General features: G+C 34.2%; 17 protein-coding genes and 1 pseudogene. 14 read left to right on the top strand and 4 right to left on the bottom strand.

Going from position 1 to position 22202, the window contains the following annotated elements; all coding sequences use genetic code 11:
* Positions 1–102: 102 nt before the first annotated feature.
* Both nusB and AAGD44_RS03000 read left to right on the top strand, forming a co-directional pair.
* Positions 103–585 (top strand): transcription antitermination factor NusB, encoded by a 483-nt coding sequence (gene nusB / locus AAGD44_RS03005; protein ID WP_341764508.1) that lies wholly within the window; start codon positions 103–105, stop codon positions 583–585.
* Complete coding sequence (locus tag AAGD44_RS03000; protein WP_341764507.1) at positions 575–1300, top strand: RlmE family RNA methyltransferase; 726 nt, start codon at positions 575–577, stop codon at positions 1298–1300. The genes nusB and AAGD44_RS03000 overlap by 11 nt, the downstream gene beginning before the upstream one ends.
* A 634-nt stretch (positions 1301–1934) precedes the next feature.
* Here the strand turns inward: AAGD44_RS03000 and AAGD44_RS02995 are convergent.
* Positions 1935–2699 carry a hypothetical protein gene (locus tag AAGD44_RS02995; RefSeq protein ID WP_341764506.1) on the bottom strand — a complete coding sequence of 255 codons (765 nt, stop codon included), beginning with the start codon at positions 2697–2699 and terminating at the stop codon, positions 1935–1937.
* An 862-nt stretch (positions 2700–3561) separates the two neighbouring features.
* On the opposite strand from AAGD44_RS02995, the pseudogene AAGD44_RS02990 reads away from it, so the two are divergent.
* From AAGD44_RS02990 to AAGD44_RS02960, 7 genes and pseudogenes are all read left to right on the top strand, one after another.
* A pseudogene (locus AAGD44_RS02990) lies at positions 3562–5532 on the top strand (Rne/Rng family ribonuclease); the annotation flags it as partial.
* Positions 5533–5952: 420 nt separating this feature from the next.
* The gene (locus tag AAGD44_RS02985) at positions 5953–6465 is read left to right on the top strand and encodes a hypothetical protein (protein WP_341764505.1); all 513 of its coding nucleotides are present in this window, start codon (positions 5953–5955) and stop codon (positions 6463–6465) included.
* 10 nt (positions 6466–6475) lie between these two features.
* Positions 6476–7456 carry a DNA polymerase III subunit delta gene (gene holA / locus AAGD44_RS02980; RefSeq protein ID WP_341764504.1) on the top strand — a complete coding sequence of 327 codons (981 nt, stop codon included), beginning with the start codon at positions 6476–6478 and terminating at the stop codon, positions 7454–7456.
* A 133-nt stretch (positions 7457–7589) separates the two neighbouring features.
* Positions 7590–8570 carry a porphobilinogen synthase gene (hemB, locus tag AAGD44_RS02975; RefSeq protein WP_341764503.1) on the top strand — a complete coding sequence of 327 codons (981 nt, stop codon included), beginning with the start codon at positions 7590–7592 and terminating at the stop codon, positions 8568–8570.
* Between the two features lie 56 nt (positions 8571–8626).
* The gene (locus AAGD44_RS02970; protein ID WP_341764502.1) at positions 8627–9250 is read left to right on the top strand and encodes an SCO family protein; all 624 of its coding nucleotides are present in this window, start codon (positions 8627–8629) and stop codon (positions 9248–9250) included.
* A gap of 287 nt (positions 9251–9537) precedes the next feature.
* On the top strand, positions 9538–9954 hold the full coding sequence (gene ccmE, locus AAGD44_RS02965) for a cytochrome c maturation protein CcmE (RefSeq protein ID WP_341764501.1): 417 nt from the start codon (positions 9538–9540) through the stop codon (positions 9952–9954).
* Positions 9955–10011: 57 nt separating this feature from the next.
* Positions 10012–10530 (top strand): pyrimidine dimer DNA glycosylase/endonuclease V, encoded by a 519-nt coding sequence (locus AAGD44_RS02960; RefSeq protein WP_341764500.1) that lies wholly within the window; start codon positions 10012–10014, stop codon positions 10528–10530.
* Positions 10531–10560: 30 nt separating this feature from the next.
* On the opposite strand, the gene AAGD44_RS02955 is transcribed toward AAGD44_RS02960, so the two are convergent.
* Positions 10561–11784 (bottom strand): hypothetical protein, encoded by a 1224-nt coding sequence (locus AAGD44_RS02955; RefSeq protein WP_341764499.1) that lies wholly within the window; start codon positions 11782–11784, stop codon positions 10561–10563.
* Positions 11785–11977: 193 nt separating this feature from the next.
* On the opposite strand from AAGD44_RS02955, the gene AAGD44_RS02950 reads away from it, so the two are divergent.
* From AAGD44_RS02950 to AAGD44_RS02940, 3 genes are all read left to right on the top strand, one after another.
* On the top strand, positions 11978–12271 hold the full coding sequence (locus tag AAGD44_RS02950; RefSeq protein WP_341763459.1) for a hypothetical protein: 294 nt from the start codon (positions 11978–11980) through the stop codon (positions 12269–12271).
* Positions 12272–12282: 11 nt separating this feature from the next.
* Positions 12283–13176 (top strand): IS3 family transposase, encoded by an 894-nt coding sequence (locus tag AAGD44_RS02945; protein WP_341763476.1) that lies wholly within the window; start codon positions 12283–12285, stop codon positions 13174–13176.
* Positions 13177–14047: 871 nt separating this feature from the next.
* Complete coding sequence (locus AAGD44_RS02940) at positions 14048–14950, top strand: hypothetical protein (RefSeq protein ID WP_341764498.1); 903 nt, start codon at positions 14048–14050, stop codon at positions 14948–14950.
* Here the strand turns inward: AAGD44_RS02940 and AAGD44_RS02935 are convergent.
* Positions 14919–15416 carry an IS630 family transposase gene (locus AAGD44_RS02935; RefSeq protein ID WP_341763542.1) on the bottom strand — a complete coding sequence of 166 codons (498 nt, stop codon included), beginning with the start codon at positions 15414–15416 and terminating at the stop codon, positions 14919–14921. The two genes, AAGD44_RS02940 and AAGD44_RS02935, sit on opposite strands and share 32 nt — an antisense overlap.
* A gap of 4 nt (positions 15417–15420) precedes the next feature.
* The gene (locus AAGD44_RS02930; RefSeq protein WP_341763541.1) at positions 15421–15912 is read right to left on the bottom strand and encodes a helix-turn-helix domain-containing protein; all 492 of its coding nucleotides are present in this window, start codon (positions 15910–15912) and stop codon (positions 15421–15423) included.
* Between the two features lie 93 nt (positions 15913–16005).
* Between AAGD44_RS02930 and AAGD44_RS02925 the strand changes: the two genes are divergently transcribed.
* Both AAGD44_RS02925 and AAGD44_RS02920 read left to right on the top strand, forming a co-directional pair.
* Positions 16006–17574 (top strand): hypothetical protein, encoded by a 1569-nt coding sequence (locus AAGD44_RS02925; protein ID WP_341764497.1) that lies wholly within the window; start codon positions 16006–16008, stop codon positions 17572–17574.
* A 679-nt stretch (positions 17575–18253) separates the two neighbouring features.
* Positions 18254–21448, top strand: coding sequence for an ankyrin repeat domain-containing protein (locus AAGD44_RS02920; RefSeq protein ID WP_341764496.1), 3195 nt, complete (start codon positions 18254–18256; stop codon positions 21446–21448).
* The last annotated feature ends 754 nt before the right edge of the window (positions 21449–22202 follow it).

The following is a 22202-nucleotide window of genomic DNA, read 5'->3' as shown; positions in this document are numbered from 1 at the left end:
CTTATAATTACAAAAACATTTTAAATTTAGCTAATATTTTAAATTTTGCTAGCTTACTTTAGTTTGTTCATATTATTTTTAATTAAAATATTTCCTATTTTTATGAATTCCCACAATAAGATTAGTACCAAAACAATAGCGCGGATTGCTGCCATCCAACTAATTTATCGATATAAACTTGAAGAACCGCCCCCAAATGTTAACTTACTGATGCAACAGCTGATTAAATTCTATCAAGAGGAGCGATCTATATATAATTCAAATAAATCAATAAAAGTAAAATTTAGCATAAGTTATTTTGAAGCATTAGTAAAGTGTGTAGTGCTTAAATTATCTCAGATTGATGATATAATCATGAAATATTTGACAAGTGAATGGCAAATCACTAACTTACCCATTTTGCTTCTTGCTCTTCTACGCGTGGCAACTTGCGAATTGTTATATTTCCCTCAGGTACCTAAGAAAGTAGTAATTAATGAGTTTACGGATATTGGTAGTGATATGGTAAATGATAATGAAGTAGCCTTTATTAATTCCATATTAGATAATATTGCAAAAAATAGTGAAATAAAATATGGGAGTTGATAAAACGCTAGGGTTTAGAGGGAAGTTTGTTGCTATTAAAAGCACTAAAAAGCGTAAGGTTTCGTCAAGGCAGTGGCTTTCGCGTCAATTAAATGATCCGTATATTGCTAAGGCACAGCTTGAAGGGTATCGCTCAAGAGCTGCCTATAAATTGCTTGAAATTAATAAAAAATTTAAATTACTAAAACCAGGGATGAAAGTTATAGATTTAGGAGCGGCCCCAGGAGGATGGAGTCAAGTAGCCGCTAAAATCTTAAATACCAATAATAGCGTAATAATAGCAGTTGATTTACTCGAAATTGATCCCATTGTAGGTGTTAAATGTTTGCAACAAGATTTTTATGCAGTAGAAACAGAAAAAATGATTATGGACCTGCTTAATGATGCTCCTAATTCTGCTACTAATTTAGAACAGTCGAATATAAATAATAGGAATAAGGCTGATATTGTTATGAGTGATATGGCGGCTAATACCATAGGTCATTCTGCAACTGATCATATTAGGACCCTAAAATTATGTGAGCATGCTTTAGAGTTTGCTCTGAAAGTTTTAAGACCAAAGGGCCATTTTATTGCCAAAATTTTTCAAGGGGGGCTTGAGAATATTCTTCTGACTAAAATAAAGCTTAATTTTCAAATCGTAAAACATTTTAAACCTGCAGCCAGCCGTAAAGAGTCAACAGAGGAATATTTAATAGCATTAAATAAGAAATGATATGTATACTCTAGGAACTTCAAGAATTGGCGTCGTCATGTCTAAAGATCTGCGATGCTCACGTATATAGTACGTTGCGCTTCTCGACTTTGCTACTCCTCGCTCTTCTTGAAGTTGATTCTATCGTATACCAACTCTTCAGTTACGAGCAGTATATAGACCTAATTTAAATTTTCTACCGTAAGCAAGTTGTGAAAGAGATCTAAAAATTTATAGTAGTACATTTTGTCCTACTATAAATATTTTTATATCGAATTGAGGTTACCTATATAATTTTTGCTTAATTAAACACCAACAATAATACAGTATAAAAGTGCCAGTTGCAGTAAAAGTGGCAAATAAGAAATTTTTAGGGTTTGTGGGATCATAAGATATATATGAGGATAGAGCTCCTGAATACATCCCAAGAGCGCACATAGTAAAATATACCATTAAGACAGTGCGGTAGTCGGAGCTTATAAATTTGTCAGATAATATTAATATATTACAAAAAAAGATAGCGCATAGACATAGACCAATAAGAGCAAGTAAAACTATATTCCAGACCAAATCTGTGCCGTAGTTTGGTAAGAGAATAAAATTAGTAAATAAAATAATTATTAATAACAAATTTGTCAGATGTTTATTGATTAATTTAAAGGATGAGAATGATAGGGGAAATAAATAATAAGATAGCGATAAATATATACGAGATAATAGCCCATATATTTGAGATGGGGAAGTGCCGGAGTTGAGCAAATCCTTCATAATACCATAATATTGCAAAAACAATATAAGTGACCATAAAGCCAGTTAAGATCTGTAATTCTATATTTTCCATTAAAAAAGAAAATTTTGAAATAGAAGATGTGGTGTTAATATTATTGCTTTGGGGCAAACGGGTTATAATAATTAATGTGTAAAATGATATACATATCAATAAGGCAGTTATAGGAGTGGTTAAAATTCCTTTTAGTAAGTAAGCTAAAAAATATCCTGCTATCCACAAAAGCGCGAAAATAATAAGAGTAAGATGCTTATTGTCTGACTCTTCTAAAATTTGTATTATAGTAGTAGTAACATAAGTATAATATGCTGTTGATATTATAATAAAGTGAAAGGCCAGTATCGTATGATCCTTAATTGTCAGCACTCCTATCGTTCCAATTATCATGATTATTAGGCTAAGAATTGTGATTGTCCTGTAGTTAATTTGATTAATTAAAGAAGTAACGCATAAACCAGAGATTATGTAGCCTAGCATTTCGTTTAATTCAAATTTAGCTAATATAGTAGCAGTTAAGCCTTTACTCATTAACAACGCTGGGACCATGCGCGCATTAATATGGGTGGTGCAGGCAAAGAACAGTACACCGAAAAATAACAAGAACATTCTTGGGAAATGATGGTTTTCGCTCATAAATAATTATTTGCTAAACTAAATTACATGGTATATAAATTTTAAGTGATAAGTTATTGGTAAGGGTATTCATTGTTCTATTATACAGATCCGCATTCTATGTAACAAATTATACTGTAACAAGTTGAAAAATAAGACAACAATTTTTAAGATTTGAGTAATTTTGCGTGGTAATTACAAGAAGTTCTAAAATGTTACTATAAAATAATAGATTTCTTGCATCACTTTACTTGTGTAGTTGTGATTTAGCTGCTTGTGATTTAGGCAATGATTTGCTACTTGAATCCTAAGGATACTGTTCGCACCTGAAGAGATGATAGACGAAAGAATCAACTTACACGAGAGTTAGTACGTGATAAAGCCGAGTAGCACAGAGCGGGTACAGTACGTAGGCAGCGTAGGTCTTTAGGGCACGAGACGGACGCCAAATTCTTGAAAGGCGAAGAGTATACATGTGAATATGTTGAGGAGCGATGTGCCAAATCTTCCGCAAATCCCTGATAAAATAGACTTCTTTCGCAGCTCGCATCGCGCAGGGAATTTAAAGGAGATGAGGGGCACAAAACCGCAGCGTACTTAAGTGCAGGGCAGGATTTGAGCCTAGACTCATTGCCCTAATGACCAGCTCGATATGAGTTTCAAAAGAAGCCTACTGAAAAAACAGCTCTTAAAAAGCGAAGGGTATGCTCATCATATTGATCTTCTATCTGGGTTCAGTGAACATTTCTATATCAGTTTGAGTATACTTAATGACAAATCTTTGTTCTTAAAGTGAATATTAAATTCTAAAGCCTATTATTAAATGCGTCTTTTTGAGAATTAAGTAAAAAATATATAGTAGAAATTTACGAGTAAAAAATTAATGAATAAAAAAATTATAATTGACGCTAATTTCCTTAATGAAACAAGAGCAGTATTATTAAGTCAAAATAACAATATCGAAGATATTGAATATGAAACAGCTACAAAACAACAAAATAAAAGTAATATATATCTTGCAAAAGTCACCAGGGTGGAGCCTTCTTTGCAAGCTGCTTTCATAGAATATGGGGCGGACAAAAGTGGATTTTTGTCCTTTGGAGAAATTCACCCAGATTATTATAATATATCCCCTTTTGATACGAAATCATTATCTCCTATAAGTAATTTGCAGGAAATTGCTCTTTCAAATCTACCAGCTGAGGATCTTGAAGAAAATATAAGGGAAAGATCCTATAATCCTCTAATAGATAGTGATGAAATTGATTTAAATATAATAGAAAAATTAGTAGATGAAAAGATTCAAAGCGAATTTAATTTAGAGGTCTTGGATAATGATATTGAACCAATAAGTTCTGGGGGTAGCAATAAAGAAGCAGAGAATAAGCTAAAACAATATAAAATTCAAGAAGTAATCACCAAGGGACAAATTATACTTGTTCAGGTTACCAAGGAAGAAAGAGGTAATAAAGGTGCGTCCTTTACTACTTTTATATCTCTGGCGGGAAAATATTGTGTTCTAATGCCTAATACTCCTCTGCAGAATGGGGTATCCCGTAAAATATCTAACGCTGATGAACGTAAAAGGCTTAAAAATATAGTCAGTAAGGTAACGGCAAATAATAGCAATACTTCAAGTATTATAGTGCGTACTGCCGGTGCTGGATCTACTACTTTAGACATTAAACGTGATTATGATTATTTAGTAAAATTATGGAATAAAATTCGTGAAATCACTCTTAAGTCGGTAGCACCCTGTTTTATACACGAGGAAGATGGGTTGATTCAAAAAATAATTAGAGATATGTTTGATCATACCACCAAAGAGATGATAATACAGGGTAGCGTGGCATATCAAAATGCCGTAAAGTTTATGAAAGATATATTGCCAACCGAACTTAGCAAGCTTAAAGAATATAAAAGTAAAGTACCAATTTTTACTAAATTTGCTATTGAAGAGCAACTAGCTAATTTATATCAACCAGTTTTTGCTTTACCGTCTGGGGGCTATATAGTAATTAATCCTACGGAAGCGCTAATTTCCATCGATGTCAATTCAGGGAAAGCGACATCAGAAAAAAATATCGAAGAAACAGCGTTAAAGACTAATTTAGAAGCTGCAAGAGAGATAGCTAGGCAAGTGAAATTAAGAGATTTATCCGGACTATTAGTCATTGATTTTATTGATATGTATGATAGCAGAAATCGAAGAATTATTGAGAGATCTTTTAGAGAATTTTTAAGCCGTGATCGGGCCAGAATTCAAACGGCTAATATCAGTCAATTTGGCTTGTTGGAAATGTCGCGTCAAAGGCTTAGGCCCTCTTTTTTGGAGTCAAATTCTTCAATTTGTTCATATTGTAATGGGAAAGGGCTGGTCCGAGCAGATGAATCAAATGCTATGTTAATTTTACGGACAGTAGAAAATGAAATTTTTAACGAAGAGATTGATGTAATAAACGTTTTCGCTAATGTAAGTTCGGTAATTTACTTGCTTAATAATAAACGCATAGAAATATCTTTTATTGAAGAGAAATATAGTCTAAAATTAAACTTTTATGTGGATCCTACCGCTACCTCAGATAATTATTCAATTGAAAAAATAAAGTTACCTAAAAAAGCTCGTAATGTAGGAGTAAATAATAAGCCTTTACTGCAAAATCCTTCTGCAAATTATCAAGAAGAAAAAAGTATTAAGGTGGCGGCTAACCGGAATAAACAAAAATGGAAAATAGCAGCTAATAAGTCAGAAATAGCGGCAGGGGTAAACCAAGATATAACAGTAAAAAACTCTGAAGAAAAGGTCTATGAAGAAAAGGGCAATTATAAGCAAGTAAAGGGTAGGGCTGCTTTATTAAAAGATAGTACGCCTGAGAATGTTATACAAGGGGGTAGGGAAAATGTACCGGCGCTACCTACCCGCATGGACGCCCCCGCGTTGCCTAGCGCCGTTGCACAAGCCCCCAAGAGGGCAGCAGACTCACATTTAGGTGATCCTAAATCGGTAAGTCCTAAACAAGCCGCCACTCATGTTAATGAGAATTTAACAAGCAAGAAAGAGACGGTTAAGAAGCAGGAAATAATAGCTGAAGAAGAAAATAGCCTCAAGATGACTGGGCAGCTCGCAGGTAATACTAATAATTCTGAATCAGTCTCACCTGCGAAAAATACTAAGAAAGTATATTCTCGTCCAAGAACACGTCCTAAGCATAAAGGGGAGAGAAAAAATGATACATCAGCTCCAAGTAATGAAAAGATAGGAGAAAGTTAAAGAATGGTACTTTCTACTTATAAAAATCTTCTGTTCATTCTTCAGGTTTTATTGTTATTGACCTCCTGTAATTTAAGGCCGGTATATAGCACTAAATATAATCCTCAAGAGCTAAGTCAATTCAATGCCATTGCAATTGAGGCGGTTAATTCTATTGAAGGAGCAGAGTTGGTATATCATTTATCGTACCTATTGCCAAGGCAAAGCGGGACGAAAGTTAAGTATTTATTAAAAATAGAATTTGCTAATAAAAAATTACCTTCTGTGATACAAAAAAATTCTGATACTTTAAGAGAAATGATCGAGCAGATAGTAAATTATAAATTAGTGGATGTACAAAGTGATAAAGTAGTAACCGCAGGACAGTTTAATCATATTTCTACTTATAGTATAGATTCTGCAGTGTATAGTAGTTATACATTAGGAGAGTTGGAATTAGAGCAACTTACTAAACGAGCAGCAGAAGAAATTCTGGCTAGATTAATTGTGCATTTTAAAAGAATAGAATCGGAATAAAATCACCAATATGAAGTTTTATCTATCGCAGATTATTCCACTACTTAAGAAAATTGAGGAACAGCAGGTGAAATCCCTGCTACTTTATGGGCCCGATAAAGGGTACATAGATAAAATTACTAATACTTTGATTAAGAGATTTAATTTATTAAAGACTTCGATTGAATATTCGGACCTTAAAAAATCTTCCCTTGCGGTATTAGCTAATACTCAAAATTTTTTTATGCAAAAGCAATTAATTAAAGTAAGGTCTGTTGGAGAAACTATAGATAAGTCGTTAAAGCTTGCTCTTCAGAATGAATTAGGACATTTTGTAGTTTTTATAGCTGATGAATTATCTTCTAATTCTACTATAAGAAAGTTTTTTGAAACAGAAAATCATCTAGCTTCTTTAGCGTGTTATCATGATGGGGAGCAACAAATTGCTAAAATTATCTTACAGAAATTTACAAAGGTAGGAAAGGACATACAAAAAGAAGCAGTTAGATATTTAACTGAAAATTTAACTGGAGATCATCAGCTCATAGTGAATGAAATTGATAAATTAATATATTTTACTATGGAGCAAGCACAAGTTACCCTAGAAGATGCACAGGCTGTTATCGCAGCTTCTTCTATAGGGCATGGAGATAATTTATGTATCTATTTTGCCTTACATAACTTGCCTGCTTTTTTGCAAGAATTTACAAAATTAAAACAACAAAATATTAATGAAGTGTTAATGATTAGAGCTTTAATTAGATATTATATAAATTTATATACGGTATTAAATAAAATAGCAGATAACGTCAAGATAGAAGACGCTATACAATCTCTCTCTCCTCCTATTTTTTATAAAAATATACCAAGTTTGAAGCAAGCTATAAATAATATTAATATCGTAGAATGTATTAAGGTTTTAAGATATTTACAACAGGCAGAACTTGATTATAAGCTCAATCCGACAGGATTTGATATATATAATCAATTGTATGTGAAATGTGTGCGGTAGTAGAGTTTTTCTAAAACTTACTGGCTGGGAGTTTCAGAAATTAGGTTCTGTGAAGGTTTTTATGTAATGAGCAGATTTATAGGCATTTTTACTCACAGAACCTAGACTATTTCCCCCATTAAAAAGGATATATATGTACCCCATAGTAAGGTTAAGACGTAATAGAAAGACCTTTTGGCTTCGAGAATTACTAGCAGAAACTACTTTAAGTGCCAAAGATTTAATACTACCCTTATTTGTAATAGAAGGAGAAAATCAGCGGCAAGAGATCGAATCGATGCCAGGCATCTATAGATTATCTATTGATCAAATAGTCTTAACTGCTAAGGAAGCGTATGAAAATAATATTCAGGCAATAGTCCTCTTCCCGTGTATTGATCAACAATTAAAAAGCAATAATGCGGATGAAGCTTATAATTTAGATAATTTAATATGTAGAACTATAAGAGCAATAAGACAAGCTAATATAAATATTGGGATAATATGTGATGTGGCGTTGGATCCTTATACCATACATGGGCATGATGGGGTGGTCTGTAACGGAGACGTAGATAATGATCAAACAGTGAAAGCCTTATGTGAACAAGCTTTAGTATTAGCAAAAGCTGGCGCAGATATTGTAGCTCCTTCCGATATGATGGATGGTAGAATTATAGGAATACGCCAGATTTTAGATGCTGAAGGGTTTCACAAAGTTAATATATTGGCCTATGCCGCTAAATATGCTTCAAGTTTTTATGCTCCTTTTAGGGACGCTTTAAATAATAATAAAATTGCTTACCTAGATAAAGCAACATATCAACTGGATATACGCAATAGTAAAGAGGCGATGTTAGAGATAGAACATGACCTATCTGAAGGAGCCGATATGATTATCATTAAACCTGGTATGATGTTTTTAGATATTATTCGTGAAGCGGCGATGAATTTTAATACTCCCATATTTGCTTACCAGGTCAGCGGGGAATATGCTATGCTAAAATTTGCGGCAGAAGCAAAAGCATTAAATTGGCATGCTGCATTAATAGAATCATTAATATGTTTTAAACGTGCTGGGGCAAGGGGGATTTTGACTTATGCCGCCTTGGAAGCAGCAAAAATTTTGCAGCAATAAATCGGATAGCTACTCTAAATTTAAGTTTATAGAAAATAATAATTTATAATATTAGCATGAAGAAAGAACCCGCTCATTCAAATATGGTGATCAAAATAGTAATAACAATAGGGTTATTAATTACTGTAACCTCACTATATCTATTATTATCTATTGAAGTACCGCCAAAGCCTCTCACCGGAGAAGGAGATATGCATAAAAATGAGGTGCAAATAGGGGGAGATTTTGAGTTAATCGATCAAAATGGGAAGGTTTTTAATAGCGATAAATTAAAAGGTAAATTTAGCTTAATTTATTTCGGTTTTACTTATTGCCCTGATATTTGTCCTACCTCTTTACAAAAAATAGTAGAAGTTTATAATACTCTCCAAAAATATCAAATTAATATTCAGTTTGCTTTTATTACTATTGATCCTAAACGCGACACCCCTTTAGTCCTTAAGGAATATTTATCTCATTTTAACCCTCAATTTATTGGGTTAACGGGCAGTGAACAGCAAATCAAGGCAGTAGCCGACATATTTAAAGTATATTATGCAAAAGTAGGAGGGGAGGGAGAAGATTATATGCTGGATCATTCTTCTTTCCTTTATTTAATGAATCAAGAAGGAAAATATTTAAAACATTTTTATTTGAATTCGACCCCTCAAGAAATTATAGAATATGTTAGGTTGTTATAATTAACTAACATTATATCAGAGAAGTATACTGCTCGTAACTGAAGAGTTGGTATACGAAGGTCAACTTCAAGAAGAGCTAGGAGTGTCAAAGTCGAGAAGCGCAGCGTACTATAGTACGTGAGCATCGCAGATCTTTAGACATGACGACGCTAATTCTTGAAGTTCCTAGAGTATATATTAAGGAAACATGGAACAACATATAATAGGCTCATACTTATTTGCATTTGGGATGCTAGCTAGCCTCTTAATAAAAAGTTTGTTAGATTATTATAAGATCAGATATAGTAATGCAAAAAAGGGTAAAAGATAGATTAAAGATTATACTATGTTGTCTATTATGTAGTAGCTTAGGGGTATATATAATATTATATAATCTTGAAGAGAATATAACCTTTTTTTATCCCCCTTCGAAAATTCATGAAACAAAAATAGGGCAAGAATTTAGGGTAGGAGGATTAGTAAAGCTAGGGTCAATAGAAAAAAGTGCTCCTGATAAAATAAATTTTATTATTACCGATAATGTTAAAGATTTAAAAATATCCTACCAAGGGTTACTACCTGCTTTATTTCGGGAACAACAAGGTATAGTGGCGGTAGGAAAGCTGGCAAATAATACTTTTATTGCTAGGGAATTATTAACTAAACATGATGAAAATTATTTTCCAATGCCTCTTACAGGTACCTTGCCCCTTCCAGGTAATTGAGTGACTTTTGAGTGGTTTAGAGCAAAAATCTTTCTCTTCATTTACGGGTAGTATACCATGAATATTTTCGTGACTAATCTTTCGCCCATAATATCCGCTCAAGTATTAGATGATAAAAGAGTGATAAAGATGGTGCTTGAATCAGCTCAGCTACTCAGTACCGCAATCTTCCTAAATAGCAGCATTATCTATCCTAATATTTACAAACCAACACATATAAATCATATGTGTACTATTTGGGCTGCTACTAATTACAGTAATTGGTTTTGGCTTTTTAATCATCTGATTGCTCTTTGTAGTGAATACAGTTTACGTTATCATAAAAAGCATAAAACAGAGGAATTAGTAAGTCACTTGCTAACATATTCCACTCACTTAAAACAAGGAGAGAATATTACCGCTTTTCCTAATTGTACTAAATCGATACAGTTACCGCTAAATTCTATTCCTAACCAAAATATTTATGAAGCGTATCAACAGTATCTTAACGCAAAATGGTTACACGATAAAACTCCCCCTAAATGGACTCGTCGAGCTCCTCCCTTTTGGGCTCACCCCACTTTTCTTACTATATAATAAATATGGCTATTTCCCACCAGGATTAACTTATAGCAAATATTTATAGACTATTATATTTCCCTCTAAGGGATCAGCAGAGTCTCCTGCTAACTGTAGGCTTTCAGCGGAATAATCAAAACTACTGCTAAAAGTTGAAGAGCACTCTAGCTCCTTCTGTACCAAAGATGTGATGTTATGCACAAATTCTGTAGCTTTATGGGCAAGAAACGAGAGATAACTGAAAGGGGCTTTATACGACCAAGAGCTGGAATTGGTAATAGTTTGCTTACTTTTTCCTATTTCTGGTGTAGTCTCGGGGGGAATAATACCATCTCCCAAAACTAAATTAGCATTAGGAGTATGAGTGCCCTGCACCGGCGAGTACATATTAGTAGGTGAGGAGGGGAGCTCATGAAGTACGGCGACGTGATGATTAGTTTTCGGAAATGGTATAAGAGAGGAAGAAGAGTTTCCCTCGTCCATTATCTCAGGGGAGCTAATTATTACATGATTTTGCCCGTTTTGTAAAGGTGCGATAGAAATATTGGGGGTTAATATTGGGGTCATGCTCTTACTGCATTCCGCTTCAGGAATGAGATTGTCAGAGAAAGTAGGGTTTGACACCTTAGCGGGATCTAACTCCTTAGATATAGGCAAGGAGGCTATTTGGTTTGCAACACTATAGTCAATTGATGAGAAGTTGGTGACATCGTCACTCGTCGCTCCATTGCTCCTAGCACCAAATTCTCCTGAATTAACTATAGTCTCCTTTTGAGACTCGTACTCAGCTGATAAGTCGCATGTCGAATCTGAGCGAGGCTCCTGCGCTACACTTGAGTACGCTATGGTTTTTTCTCCCTCATCTTCTTCCAGTTCGCTGCTTGATGCATGTTTCACAAGAGGTTTAATGTGGTCATCAGGTTTTATTGCCATATTTTCTATCTTGAATTTAGCTTCACGTATCTTCCATATTAACTGATTATTAGTTCTATTTGCTTCTTCCATCTTTAACCATTTATTGACTAAAATGATTTGATTATCTGGTGAGAATAAAGCTGGGAAGTCATGACTAAAGTATTTCTGTAAGCGTAAGGGGATTTGAGAAATCTCCTGCAGCATAACATGAGAGTCAATTATTTCTTTAGGTGATAGCTCTTTATTATTTACAATATCCGGGGTTAATTCAGACGATTTTTGCAAGGATATTAGCTCAGGGTTATTTATTAATTTGATCTTCTCTACTTGGGGAGAATCTGCTAATTTTGTAGACACATTAATAAGCTTGTTAGTAGAAATGGTAAATCGATTTTTAATATAGTGTCCGTTACATTGCAGCTCTTTAGTCAGCTGGGCTATAATTTGAGATTCATTATTCTCTAAATAGCCGTAATGCGCCCCGAAAACTAGAGCAGTGATAGAGAGACTATTTTATGTTAAAATAAATATAAAATAGGAGCAGTCGAAAATGAGTAAGCCAAAAAGTTACAGTAAAGAATTTAAGTTTAAAGTATCGCTAGAGATGATCCGAGGAGATTTGAGTATTGCTGAAATAATCTCAAAATATCAAGTTCCAAGGTCGGTAATGACAAGGTGGAAGAAACAATTTTTGGAAAATGGTGCTGATATTTTTAAGTTTAGCTATGAAAACGGTAATTCCTCTAGTTCTACAAGCGAAATAGAGAAACTGCATGCAACTATTGGCAAATTGAAGGTAGAAAACGATTTTTTGCAGCTCGTATCTGCCAAGTTGAAACTATAAAGAGGAAAGTGATGGTAGATAAGGATTATAAAGATTTAAGTGTTCGTCGGCAAAGTCAGCTATTGAATCTGAACCGCTCCAGCCTATATTACAAGGATTCGGAGAAGGATCAAGATAATTATTTAAGTAATAGAATAGTTGAGATCTATAGTAATTATCCGATATATGGTTACCGGCGAATAACGGCGATACTTAGGAGAGAAGTGGTAATTGTTAACAGCAAAAAAGTCAGGAGGTTGATGAAACTAATGAATTTGCAAGCAATTTACCCTTCGATTAATACAAGTAAAAGAAACCTAAAAGAAGCTATTTATCCATATTTGCTATCAGGGTTAGAGGTTATAAAGCCAAATCAGGTATGGCAGGTGGATATCACTTATTTAAGGGTACAAAGTGGTTTTATGTATTTGGTTGCATTAATCGATGTTTATACTAGATTAGTAGTAGGATATCGTTTATCAAATAGTTTAAATACAGAGAGCTGTTTGCTAGCGTTAGAAGATGCTATAGCTAAATATGGGAAGCCGTCGATAATTAATAGTGATCAAGGTAGCCAGTTTACCAGCGAGGATTGGATTAATGAATTGAGGAGATGCGTCATAAGCATCAGCATGACGGGCAAAGGCAGGTGTAACGATAATGCCCATATTGAGCGTTTATGGCGATCGTTTAAGTATGAGGGGTCGTATTTATACCGGTGTACTTCAGTTTTAGAGTTGAAAAATAATATCCCGAAATGGTTGAATTGGTATAACAATCAAAGGCCCCATCAGGCTTTGGAGTACAAAACGCCGTTTGAGATATATAGTGGATTTATGGATAAGTCTTGCGACTTACCCACAATTCCACTATTACCACAACAGCTACAAAATTATAAAAATAATATTTTTGTAGATAGTTTATGAAAATAATAGTCTCTCTATTTAAAGCTTTTTTGGTCTAAACATAGGGGCGCAGTTCAATGGTATAATGTTAGCTTATCTCATCGAAAGTAATCTATTATTAGCACGACCGTTCGAACCGATCATTTTCTTTCAGTGCATTATTACAGGATTGACATATAAGTCAAGCAATTTTACATTTTATGGTGAGCTTTTTAGGTACCAAGGCGATAATATTACATAGTATTATTAGTTTAAAATCAGAATAACACTTGACTATTTTAATTAATTTCTGTAAATATGGTGATCCTTTGCAAAAGAATCATAAGTATAAATTTCACTTTTGTAATAATTTACTAACTGCTTCCTTAAATATAAATCACCAAAATATAAACCACTAAATATAAAATTAAACAAATCTATTTTGGGGAAAATTATAATATTTATGGAACCGTTTTTAACGGTGCTAACTTAATCAAGTATATACAATGGATTTCAAGGATTGTTCACACCCCTACTTCTCAAAATACCACCTAATTCTTGTGCGTCTAAAGTATATACTACTCGTCTTTCAAAAATTGTTTTTTTTATTAGACCTCTTGCATAACCTAAAGATAATTGAAGAATTTTTAGGAGAAACGAAGTCGAGTACCGCAGCGTACATAGACGTACGTGAGGAACAGAGAGGAGTTTCGACGACAAAATGACCAATTAGATTAGGTTATGCAAGAGGTCTATTTTATCATGGACTCACGTGCTCACGTACTGGCATGTACGCTGCACGCGCTCGCCATTTAAAATAAAATCCAATTCTTGAAGTACGAGCAGTATACCATCATTATTAACTTATTATCTAGGAATCATCTCTATGCGGATACTGAATATTAAATATATTATGTCTTACCTTTCTCCTCTAGCCGCTGCCTTCTATAAAACAGCTTGGGCTGGAAGCCAAAACATTAATGCCAAGCTGATATTATCTGAAACCAATGATATGTCTATGTTCAGAGGCAATATATCACATGTTACTTTGCGGGATTTGCATGACTTGGATATTCAGGGGCCGTATAGAATGGAGCCAACTGAAATATCATGGGATAAAATTAAGCCAACTAACGAAGGAAGAGCGGAAGCTAAAAGAATAGATCCAGAAAGCTATTTTGAGTCAAGGTTATTTGACGAAGATAGAAATCATGTAGTAACAAGAGAAGCTTATTCTATACAAAATACAGTGCCACGATTGGGGGCGCAGTCTTCTAATGTTTATAGTTATGATGTAAAACACTCAGTTTTAAAAATGAATATAAAGTTTGAGGATTTTAGCCAAGCGGAGATACAAAAAGTTATTCCCGATATTCAGAGAACTGTTGAAATATTTGACCGTACAATAGGAATATCATATTCTGAAGCAGAATACCATTGTACCCTTCACAAGTGGGAAGAACCTGACGAAAATGTTTTCGGACGATACCATTTGCTGGGCATTGACCCAACAAACCCCAAAATTATAAGATGTAAAATGTTGGCGGTAATAGGAAGCTCTACTGAATATGATGCTACTAACGTAAGGCATGAGCTAGCGCATGCGCTTCAATATTTAAATACCAATGGTAACCGCCCAAGGAAATTATTAAGTGAAGGAATAGCAGTATTTATTGAGGATTATGATAATCCTAATCCTTCTTATATTGCCTCAACTGCTAGATTATTCAATAATAATGCATTGCAACTGTATAATAAAGACCAAGTGTTATACCATTTCCCTATTATAAATAGATATATGAACAATTACATATAGATTTTATAGTTTCTATTGAAATAGATTGAATAAATTCAATTACAGCATCTTCAAGTTTAGTTAAACAATCGTAAACTTTATTTTTTAATACCGAATCTTTTAAATGTTGCCACAACCTCTCTACAGGATTTAACTCTGGACTATATGGTGGTAAGTACATAATCTCAATATTAGCTGGTATTGTAAGACCTTTATGCCATCCAGCTCCATCCATCACTAGTATAACTTTTGTAGTTATATGTTTCGCAAATTCATTAAGAAAAACTTGCATACAGGCCTTATCAACATTCGGAATAATTAAACTAAAAGAGTCTCCATCTCTATGATTTGTAGCAGAATAAAGATAAAATGATTTAAATCCCAGCTTTGTAGGAACTGGAGTCCTACTGCCTTTTTCAAACCATCCTAAACCATGTTTTGTATTGGTCCCAAACCTAGTCTCATCAAAAAAATAAATAGGTACCATAGGATTATCTTGGTGTACTTGTTGTAGATTTTTTTTTGAATTCTTCTTGAGAAGATGTGTCAGCTTTGTAATGCCTCTTTCTACCAGTAATATGCCTAAACCCAAGTGCCCCTAGCATTCTATGTATACTAGATTTTTCTATATCTATATCAAATTTTTCTTTTATCACTATCTTTAATTTCTTAATCGTAATACTACTGTCTCTCTTTATCAAAGTTTTAATCTCATCTTTTTGAGCAGTATTTAATTTTGATCTAGAAGGCTTTGCTATGTTCTTGAGACCATCAATGCCTTGATCTCGAAATAGAGCAACCCATCTATGTAGCGAAGATCTGTTGATATCATAAACTTCCGCTACTTTCTTAATACCATGCTTACTCGATGCTAGTATGGCTTTTAATCTTGTTACTACAACACCATTCTTCCCTCCGTTATTCAAAGCTTCCCTTGCTTTTAATACTAATTCGTCATTTATCATTTTTGATACTTTAGGCATTTCCTTGTTACTTCCTATTATTTCATTATTACCTAGCTTTATATCATAAATTACTCATTCTATCAATCTAATATCTCTGCTTATAATGGGGAAATGGTATTAGAGAGTGTTAGGGCGCGCTATACGATGGGACCAGCTATAATAAAGCATGTGCATGAAGTGGCACAAAGAACAATCAGTAAGACCTTAGAGTGTATACGCACTGAACCAGAAGAGACATGTATAGATAATCACTTTAAGCCTGCCTTTGATTTATCTCGGTTTAAACAATGGTTAAATAATAACGTCAAAACTCCAGATAGAGTGGAAAAATCTCCTTTTGTCTTTGTATGCGATGCTAATAAATCGCAATATCAAGTCTTTTCTTGTAACCCATGGCTATTAACTGTTGCTGAAACAAAAATAGCTGATTCCACGAAAATGTATGATATGATTGACAGCTGTTTTCCTTTACTAAATGACCATGTGCCAGCGGATAGTGATATTGTAGTTTATTCTGGCTTTTATAAAATCTCCTATAATACTGTCAGTGGTACCTCTTTTACTGAGTTTCAGGATGGAGGAGCTAAAACAACATATAATTGTCCTGCCAATTGGTCACCCTGGCTTTTAGCAAATATACAGTCGATGCATAATGCTATAAATAATGCGGCAGATTGTCATGCCACCCAAAGTGCTAGTCAATCTATTATCAGTAGCATGCGAACGGCTTGTACTGAAGGTAAGACAACAATAACTGCGAGTCCTGTTGTTCCTGCTAGCCCTACTCAACCTAGTACAGATCCTGTGCATCCTACTAATACATTACTATTACAATGTGATACTGTTAAGTCACATTGTATAGTTTTAGACTGTAATTCCCCTACAGATTTGAATGATAAAGATTATAACGTAAGAGCGCAATGTCAAGCCCAATCAATTAATAATGATAATAATGCCAGGGAATATGTTGATGTGGTTATAGTGAAAGATAATAACCCTGCGCAGAGGTTTCAATGTATTGACGGATGGGCGAAGTGGGTAATGAGTGCAACTAAGCAGGATCCGATAGATATTCAGGTTGCTGATAAACATATAACGAACGGTTGTAAAAACATCAGCCCAGAGCAACCAGTTAATCAGCCGCAAAATGAAGGAAATGATACTCACTCGTCTAGTCAGGTGCCTCTAATAATAGGCGTCTCTACATTTGGGACACTCACCATGTTGGGAGCGGCGATAGCGGCATTTTTATATAAAAAAAACTTGCTTCAACAAAAGCAACCACAGATGGATATAGAGCAAGCTATTCCTAAACCAGAAATTTCAACTCCTAAATTCTATAGTTCTACTAACCAATCGCTTGATCAATTACCCTCCATAAACGGGAAGAGCGAACATATTACTGGTCAGGGGCCGGCCCGCCCTTCTGTTCCCTCTAAACCAAAGCACTTACAAACAAAGTTAGAGAAAGCTAGTAATACACCTCTTGCTCCCTTGCAAGAAGCTACAGAATTACAAGAGCCTATACTAGAGAATGATTTAACATTCCTAAGGGATAAGCAGATAGAAAACGCTAACTTATTAATTTACGCCTCAGTACCTCATTCTTCAAATTTAGGTATTTCTTCCTTGCCTACCGCCGATAATATGCAACCGCTATTAGGGGTAGATAGCAAATAAATATATGTATACTCTAGGAACTTCAAGAATTGGCGTCGTCGTGCTGCCCTAAAGACGAGGATGCTCACGTACTATAGTACGCTGCGCTTCTCGACTTTGACACTCCTCGCTTGCCTATTATATATAGGCTCTACCATTGCTCCTATAGTCACCTAGGTTAAACTAGCTACGGTTGTTGCTCGTCGCTTACCTAGTATCTCCTAGGCTTCACTCCTCGCGCCTAGTATCTAATTCAACCTAAGTGACTATAGCACCAAATTCTCCTGAATTGACTATATAATTGGTGAACTTCAAGAATTGTCGTGCGCATTTACTTATATGAAGGTCCCGCGCGTCACTTCCTGGCAAATAAAATGAGAATTCTTAAAAGAGGAGTAAAATATAATAGCCTTCTTGCATAATGCTCTCCTCGATGCGCGTTAGTCAAGAAATCTAAGTGCAGCTTCTGATGGTATCATAAATAAAAATTAAAATGTTTTAATAATGGGTTGCGTTTATATTAAACAAATATTAGTATAGTTTACATAATACTTGTTAATAGAATTTTTACGAAATAGCCTAAATACCACATTCTATATTAGAGCTCTTTTGAAACTTGTATTGAGCAGTATACTCATTTGCTGCCCAAAAACAATTCAGCTGTGCAAATGAGTAATTAATAAATTTTAAATTATATGATGTGCCATCTTTCGATTTGATATCGCGTAATCATAGCCTTTATTGGGATACGCAGCTTCAAAAGGCGGTAGAGCTGTATAATAAATATTATACTAATAATAATATTTATCCATCTCAAATAGCAAGAATTACTAGAGCTTTACAACTTAATGATCCTGCCTTAATAACAGTGTTATTGTATAAGGCGCGAAAACAAGGGCTTACGCTTAAGATATGTGAGTTTCATTTCGATAAGAATATTATACATTTGCTTGAGGCTACTAATACACTATCTCTTCCAGATTATTCCTTACATCCTTCGCATAACAGCATATTTAATAAATTATTATATAGTGTAAATCAAGATATAAGAACTAAAGTAGTGCTTATTAAACTTGCTATATTATTATATCGGGTCAGCGTATTTAACATAAATTCAAACGACTCTAATTATCAAAAAACTGCCCAAGAAATAATCATAAGATATATCCCATATCTATCAAGGGTAGGGCAAAATCATATAGCTGCTATACTGCAAGATTTATGCTTTAAAATATTATATCCAGAAGAAAGGGAGAATATTTTAATTTACCTACATATTTTGTATCCTAATATAGAGAATATTTTACAAACTATGGTTAACCAATTAAGTCAGGTATTACACAACTCCAATATTAAAGCTGATTTAGCCTATAGAATTAAACCTCCCGATTCAATTTGGGTCAAAACAATAGTGAAAGACATTGACATAACAGAGCTGCATGACATTCTCGCCTTAAGAGTTATTGTGGCAAATAAACAAGAATGTTACCAAGTAATAGATATTATTCATAAATGCTACAAAAATATACCGTTACATTTTACTGATTATATAAAAAGTCCTAAAGACAATGGTTATAGATCATTACATACAGTAGTGATAGGGCCTAATAACAGAAATATAGAAATACAAGTACGTTCTATTAAAATGCACCAAGAGTCTCAAAAAGGAACAGCAGCTCATTGGAAATACAAATATCGTATCCTTTATACGCAACCTACTCGACATATCTCGTATATTATACTCTATAATATTGCATTAACGCATCAGGGTACAAGGTTAGTTTACTCAATTATTGGTAGTATAATAGTAATTAATCCTGTTACAAAGCATAATACATATTTATACAATTTGCCTCTCTCATTTTTATTTATAGGAGCTAGAATTCTTGCTCCCGCCTTTTATGATATAATAATCCCAACAGACAAAGAGTATAATGAAAAATCAAAACAATTTGTTGAATTGCCTGTTAATAATGATAGCTTAATAAAGGATCATTTAGTAACTGATTTGTTATTATTTTGTATGCAAGTCAATAGTTATAGTATCCTTAATATTATAGATAATAAGGTTACCTATAACGAAAAATTTCAGTATTTTGTATCCTTCATAAAAGAAGCATCTACTATACCAGTAGTGTTAACTATTACTAAGTATAATGCTCCTACTATTTTAATAGCAAAAAATACATTATTATTAAATATTGATCCTATAACAGCTGATCCTATAACACAGCTTATAATATCTCCGCATGCTAAAACATACAAATGTCCTTCACCGTGTGTCCTTACTTCTCTAGCCCCAACACCTAAAGCTTCATATATTCAAAGTGGTAATGCTAAAACAATATTACATTACGCGGTGCTTGCTGGAAATCATAGCGCCGTACAATGGTTAGTAATGCAAGGAGCAGATATATATGCTAGAGATGATAATAACAATACGGTATTACATTGTGCTACTGAAGCGGAAGATATAGAGACAATTAAATGGCTAATATCTAAAAATCAAGATGTGTTTGATAAGAAGCAGCATAAAACTATCCTACATCTTGCTTTAGCTCATAATGACTTTGCTTTGGTAGAATGGTTGATAAAGCAGGGAGCAGATATACATGCTAAAGACGAAAATAACGCTTCCGTACTACATTATGCTGCAGAGTCAGGCAACTTATATATAGTAGAATGGTTGGTAAGGCAGGGAGTAGATATACATGCTAGAGATGCTAATAACAATACGGTATTACATTGTGCGGCAGAGGCGGGCAATTTATATATAGTAGAGTGGTTAGTGTGGCAGGGAGCAGATATATTTGCTAAGGACAATGATAACACATCTGTACTACATTGTGCTGTATTGTCTGGTGACTTATATATAGTAGAATGGTTAGTAATGCGGGGAGCAGATATCCATGCTAAGGACAATAATAACGTTTCTATATTACATTATGCTGTATTGTCTGGTGACTTATATCTAGTGGGGTGGTTAGTGTGGCAGGGAGCAGATATACATGCTAAAGATCACAATAACAATTCTGTATTACATTATGCTGCTACGTATGGAAATCTTGAGACAGTAGAATGGTTGATAAGGCAGGGAGCAGATATACATGCTAAAGATGATAGTAATAATTCTGTACTACATTACGCTATTATGTATGGTCATCTTGAAATAGCGCAGTGGTTGATAAAAAATGGGGCCAACATTTATGAGAATGATAATAAGAATCATACAGTATTACATCTGGCAGTTCTTTCTGGAGAGTTAGAGATGGTACAATGGGTAGCAAAAAATATAGCAGATATACATCCTCAAGATAATAATAGGACAGTATTGCAATATGCTGCTTTGTTAGGAAATTTCACGATAATTAAATGGTTAATAAAGAACGTAGCAAATATTTATGAAAGTGATGATATGCCAATATTGCGTTGCGATAATATAGAAGATGAGTGGGAGTTGGCGAAATGGATAGAAGGTAAAATAACAGATGGGGTTCCAGATAAAGAGAATAATATAGCGTTGCAGATAGGGTTACAGTATATAGGGCGAAAATTAGTACAGTATTTAATAGAGAAAGGCCTAGTAAATGATCAAGGCCAATATAATAAGATATTAAATTATGCTGCCGGATATGGAGATTTAGAAACAGTACAATGGTTAACTCGCTGGCACCAAAATTATTTGCCCGTAGAACAAAATAATACATTAGAGCTCTCCCGAAACTCATATCAAGCTGGTAATTTCTACGTCGAATCTACTGAAGAACCCTTTGGTGCGCCCAAGTGCGCTGCAGCTTTGCCCTCCACCTCTTACTCAAATTCCCTGATCGATGCGAGCTGCTCGGGAAGTCTATTATCAAATGATGTCGTTTTATCTGGAGAAACCTCCTCTTGAAAAGAAAATTATATTTAATAATCAGGGGTAGGGCCGTTTTCAACCTGATTGTTTCTAGGACTAAGTGCAATAAAATAGATTATATAGAATTTATCTTAAAATAGCTTGACTTCATTATTAAAGGCTGGTACCTTTAAGTTGTATTAGTCATTTGTTATCCTATCAAAAGTACTAATATTTGTGTTATACTATTCACTTTGTTGAGTTGGTTTTTTTATTTATCGTGAACTCACGTACTTACATGTACGCTGCGTACGCTCGCGATTCAAAATAACATTATGGTTCTTGAAGTACGAGCAGTATGTAACAACTATAGTCAATTCAGGGGAGGCAAAGACGCAAGAAATGAGAGGGGAGATAAGCGCTGACGATTTGATTTCCATTTAAGCTACTAATTACTTCTTTTTTTACCATAATTTAGGTTCTGTGAAGGTTTCTATCTACTGGTAGATTTATAGGCATTTTTGCTCACAGAACCTAATAAGTTTTTTTTGAAGAAGCTTCATTTTCCTAACCAAGACCTTAGGATCTTAGGAATTTTCACAAAAAAATAACCATAAATACAACTTAAAATAGAAAAACAGCTTAAGAATTTAGTGTGACATTCAACAGACCTCTATTATAGCTTATATCGAGTGGGAAATTTGCAAGGCTATTCGCGCCAAACCGCAGCGTACTGGAATCTAGGTGAGGGGCCTAACCTAGATTCGAGTACAAATTACCAGCTTGGTACGAGTTTTAAAAGAAGTCTAAT

The organism is Candidatus Tisiphia endosymbiont of Beris chalybata, from assembly GCF_964026555.1.
Taxonomy (GTDB): domain Bacteria; phylum Pseudomonadota; class Alphaproteobacteria; order Rickettsiales; family Rickettsiaceae; genus Tisiphia.
This window is presented reverse-complemented; position numbering and strand designations above follow the sequence as displayed.

Bases quoted from the DNA above. Each gene is read 5' to 3' on its own strand.
- nusB (WP_341764508.1), top strand. From the start codon at position 103: ATGAATTCCCACAATAAGATTAGTACCAAAACAATAGCGCGGATTGCT.
- AAGD44_RS03000 (WP_341764507.1), top strand. From the start codon at position 575: ATGGGAGTTGATAAAACGCTAGGGTTTAGAGGGAAGTTTGTTGCTATT.
- AAGD44_RS02995 (WP_341764506.1), bottom strand. From the start codon at position 2,699: ATGAGCGAAAACCATCATTTCCCAAGAATGTTCTTGTTATTTTTCGGT.
- AAGD44_RS02985 (WP_341764505.1), top strand. From the start codon at position 5,953: ATGGTACTTTCTACTTATAAAAATCTTCTGTTCATTCTTCAGGTTTTA.
- holA (WP_341764504.1), top strand. From the start codon at position 6,476: ATGAAGTTTTATCTATCGCAGATTATTCCACTACTTAAGAAAATTGAG.
- hemB (WP_341764503.1), top strand. From the start codon at position 7,590: ATGTACCCCATAGTAAGGTTAAGACGTAATAGAAAGACCTTTTGGCTT.
- AAGD44_RS02970 (WP_341764502.1), top strand. From the start codon at position 8,627: ATGAAGAAAGAACCCGCTCATTCAAATATGGTGATCAAAATAGTAATA.
- ccmE (WP_341764501.1), top strand. From the start codon at position 9,538: ATGCAAAAAAGGGTAAAAGATAGATTAAAGATTATACTATGTTGTCTA.
- AAGD44_RS02960 (WP_341764500.1), top strand. From the start codon at position 10,012: ATGAATATTTTCGTGACTAATCTTTCGCCCATAATATCCGCTCAAGTA.
- AAGD44_RS02950 (WP_341763459.1), top strand. From the start codon at position 11,978: ATGAGTAAGCCAAAAAGTTACAGTAAAGAATTTAAGTTTAAAGTATCG.
- AAGD44_RS02945 (WP_341763476.1), top strand. From the start codon at position 12,283: ATGGTAGATAAGGATTATAAAGATTTAAGTGTTCGTCGGCAAAGTCAG.
- AAGD44_RS02940 (WP_341764498.1), top strand. From the start codon at position 14,048: ATGTCTTACCTTTCTCCTCTAGCCGCTGCCTTCTATAAAACAGCTTGG.
- AAGD44_RS02935 (WP_341763542.1), bottom strand. From the start codon at position 15,416: ATGGTACCTATTTATTTTTTTGATGAGACTAGGTTTGGGACCAATACA.
- AAGD44_RS02930 (WP_341763541.1), bottom strand. From the start codon at position 15,912: ATGCCTAAAGTATCAAAAATGATAAATGACGAATTAGTATTAAAAGCA.
- AAGD44_RS02925 (WP_341764497.1), top strand. From the start codon at position 16,006: ATGGTATTAGAGAGTGTTAGGGCGCGCTATACGATGGGACCAGCTATA.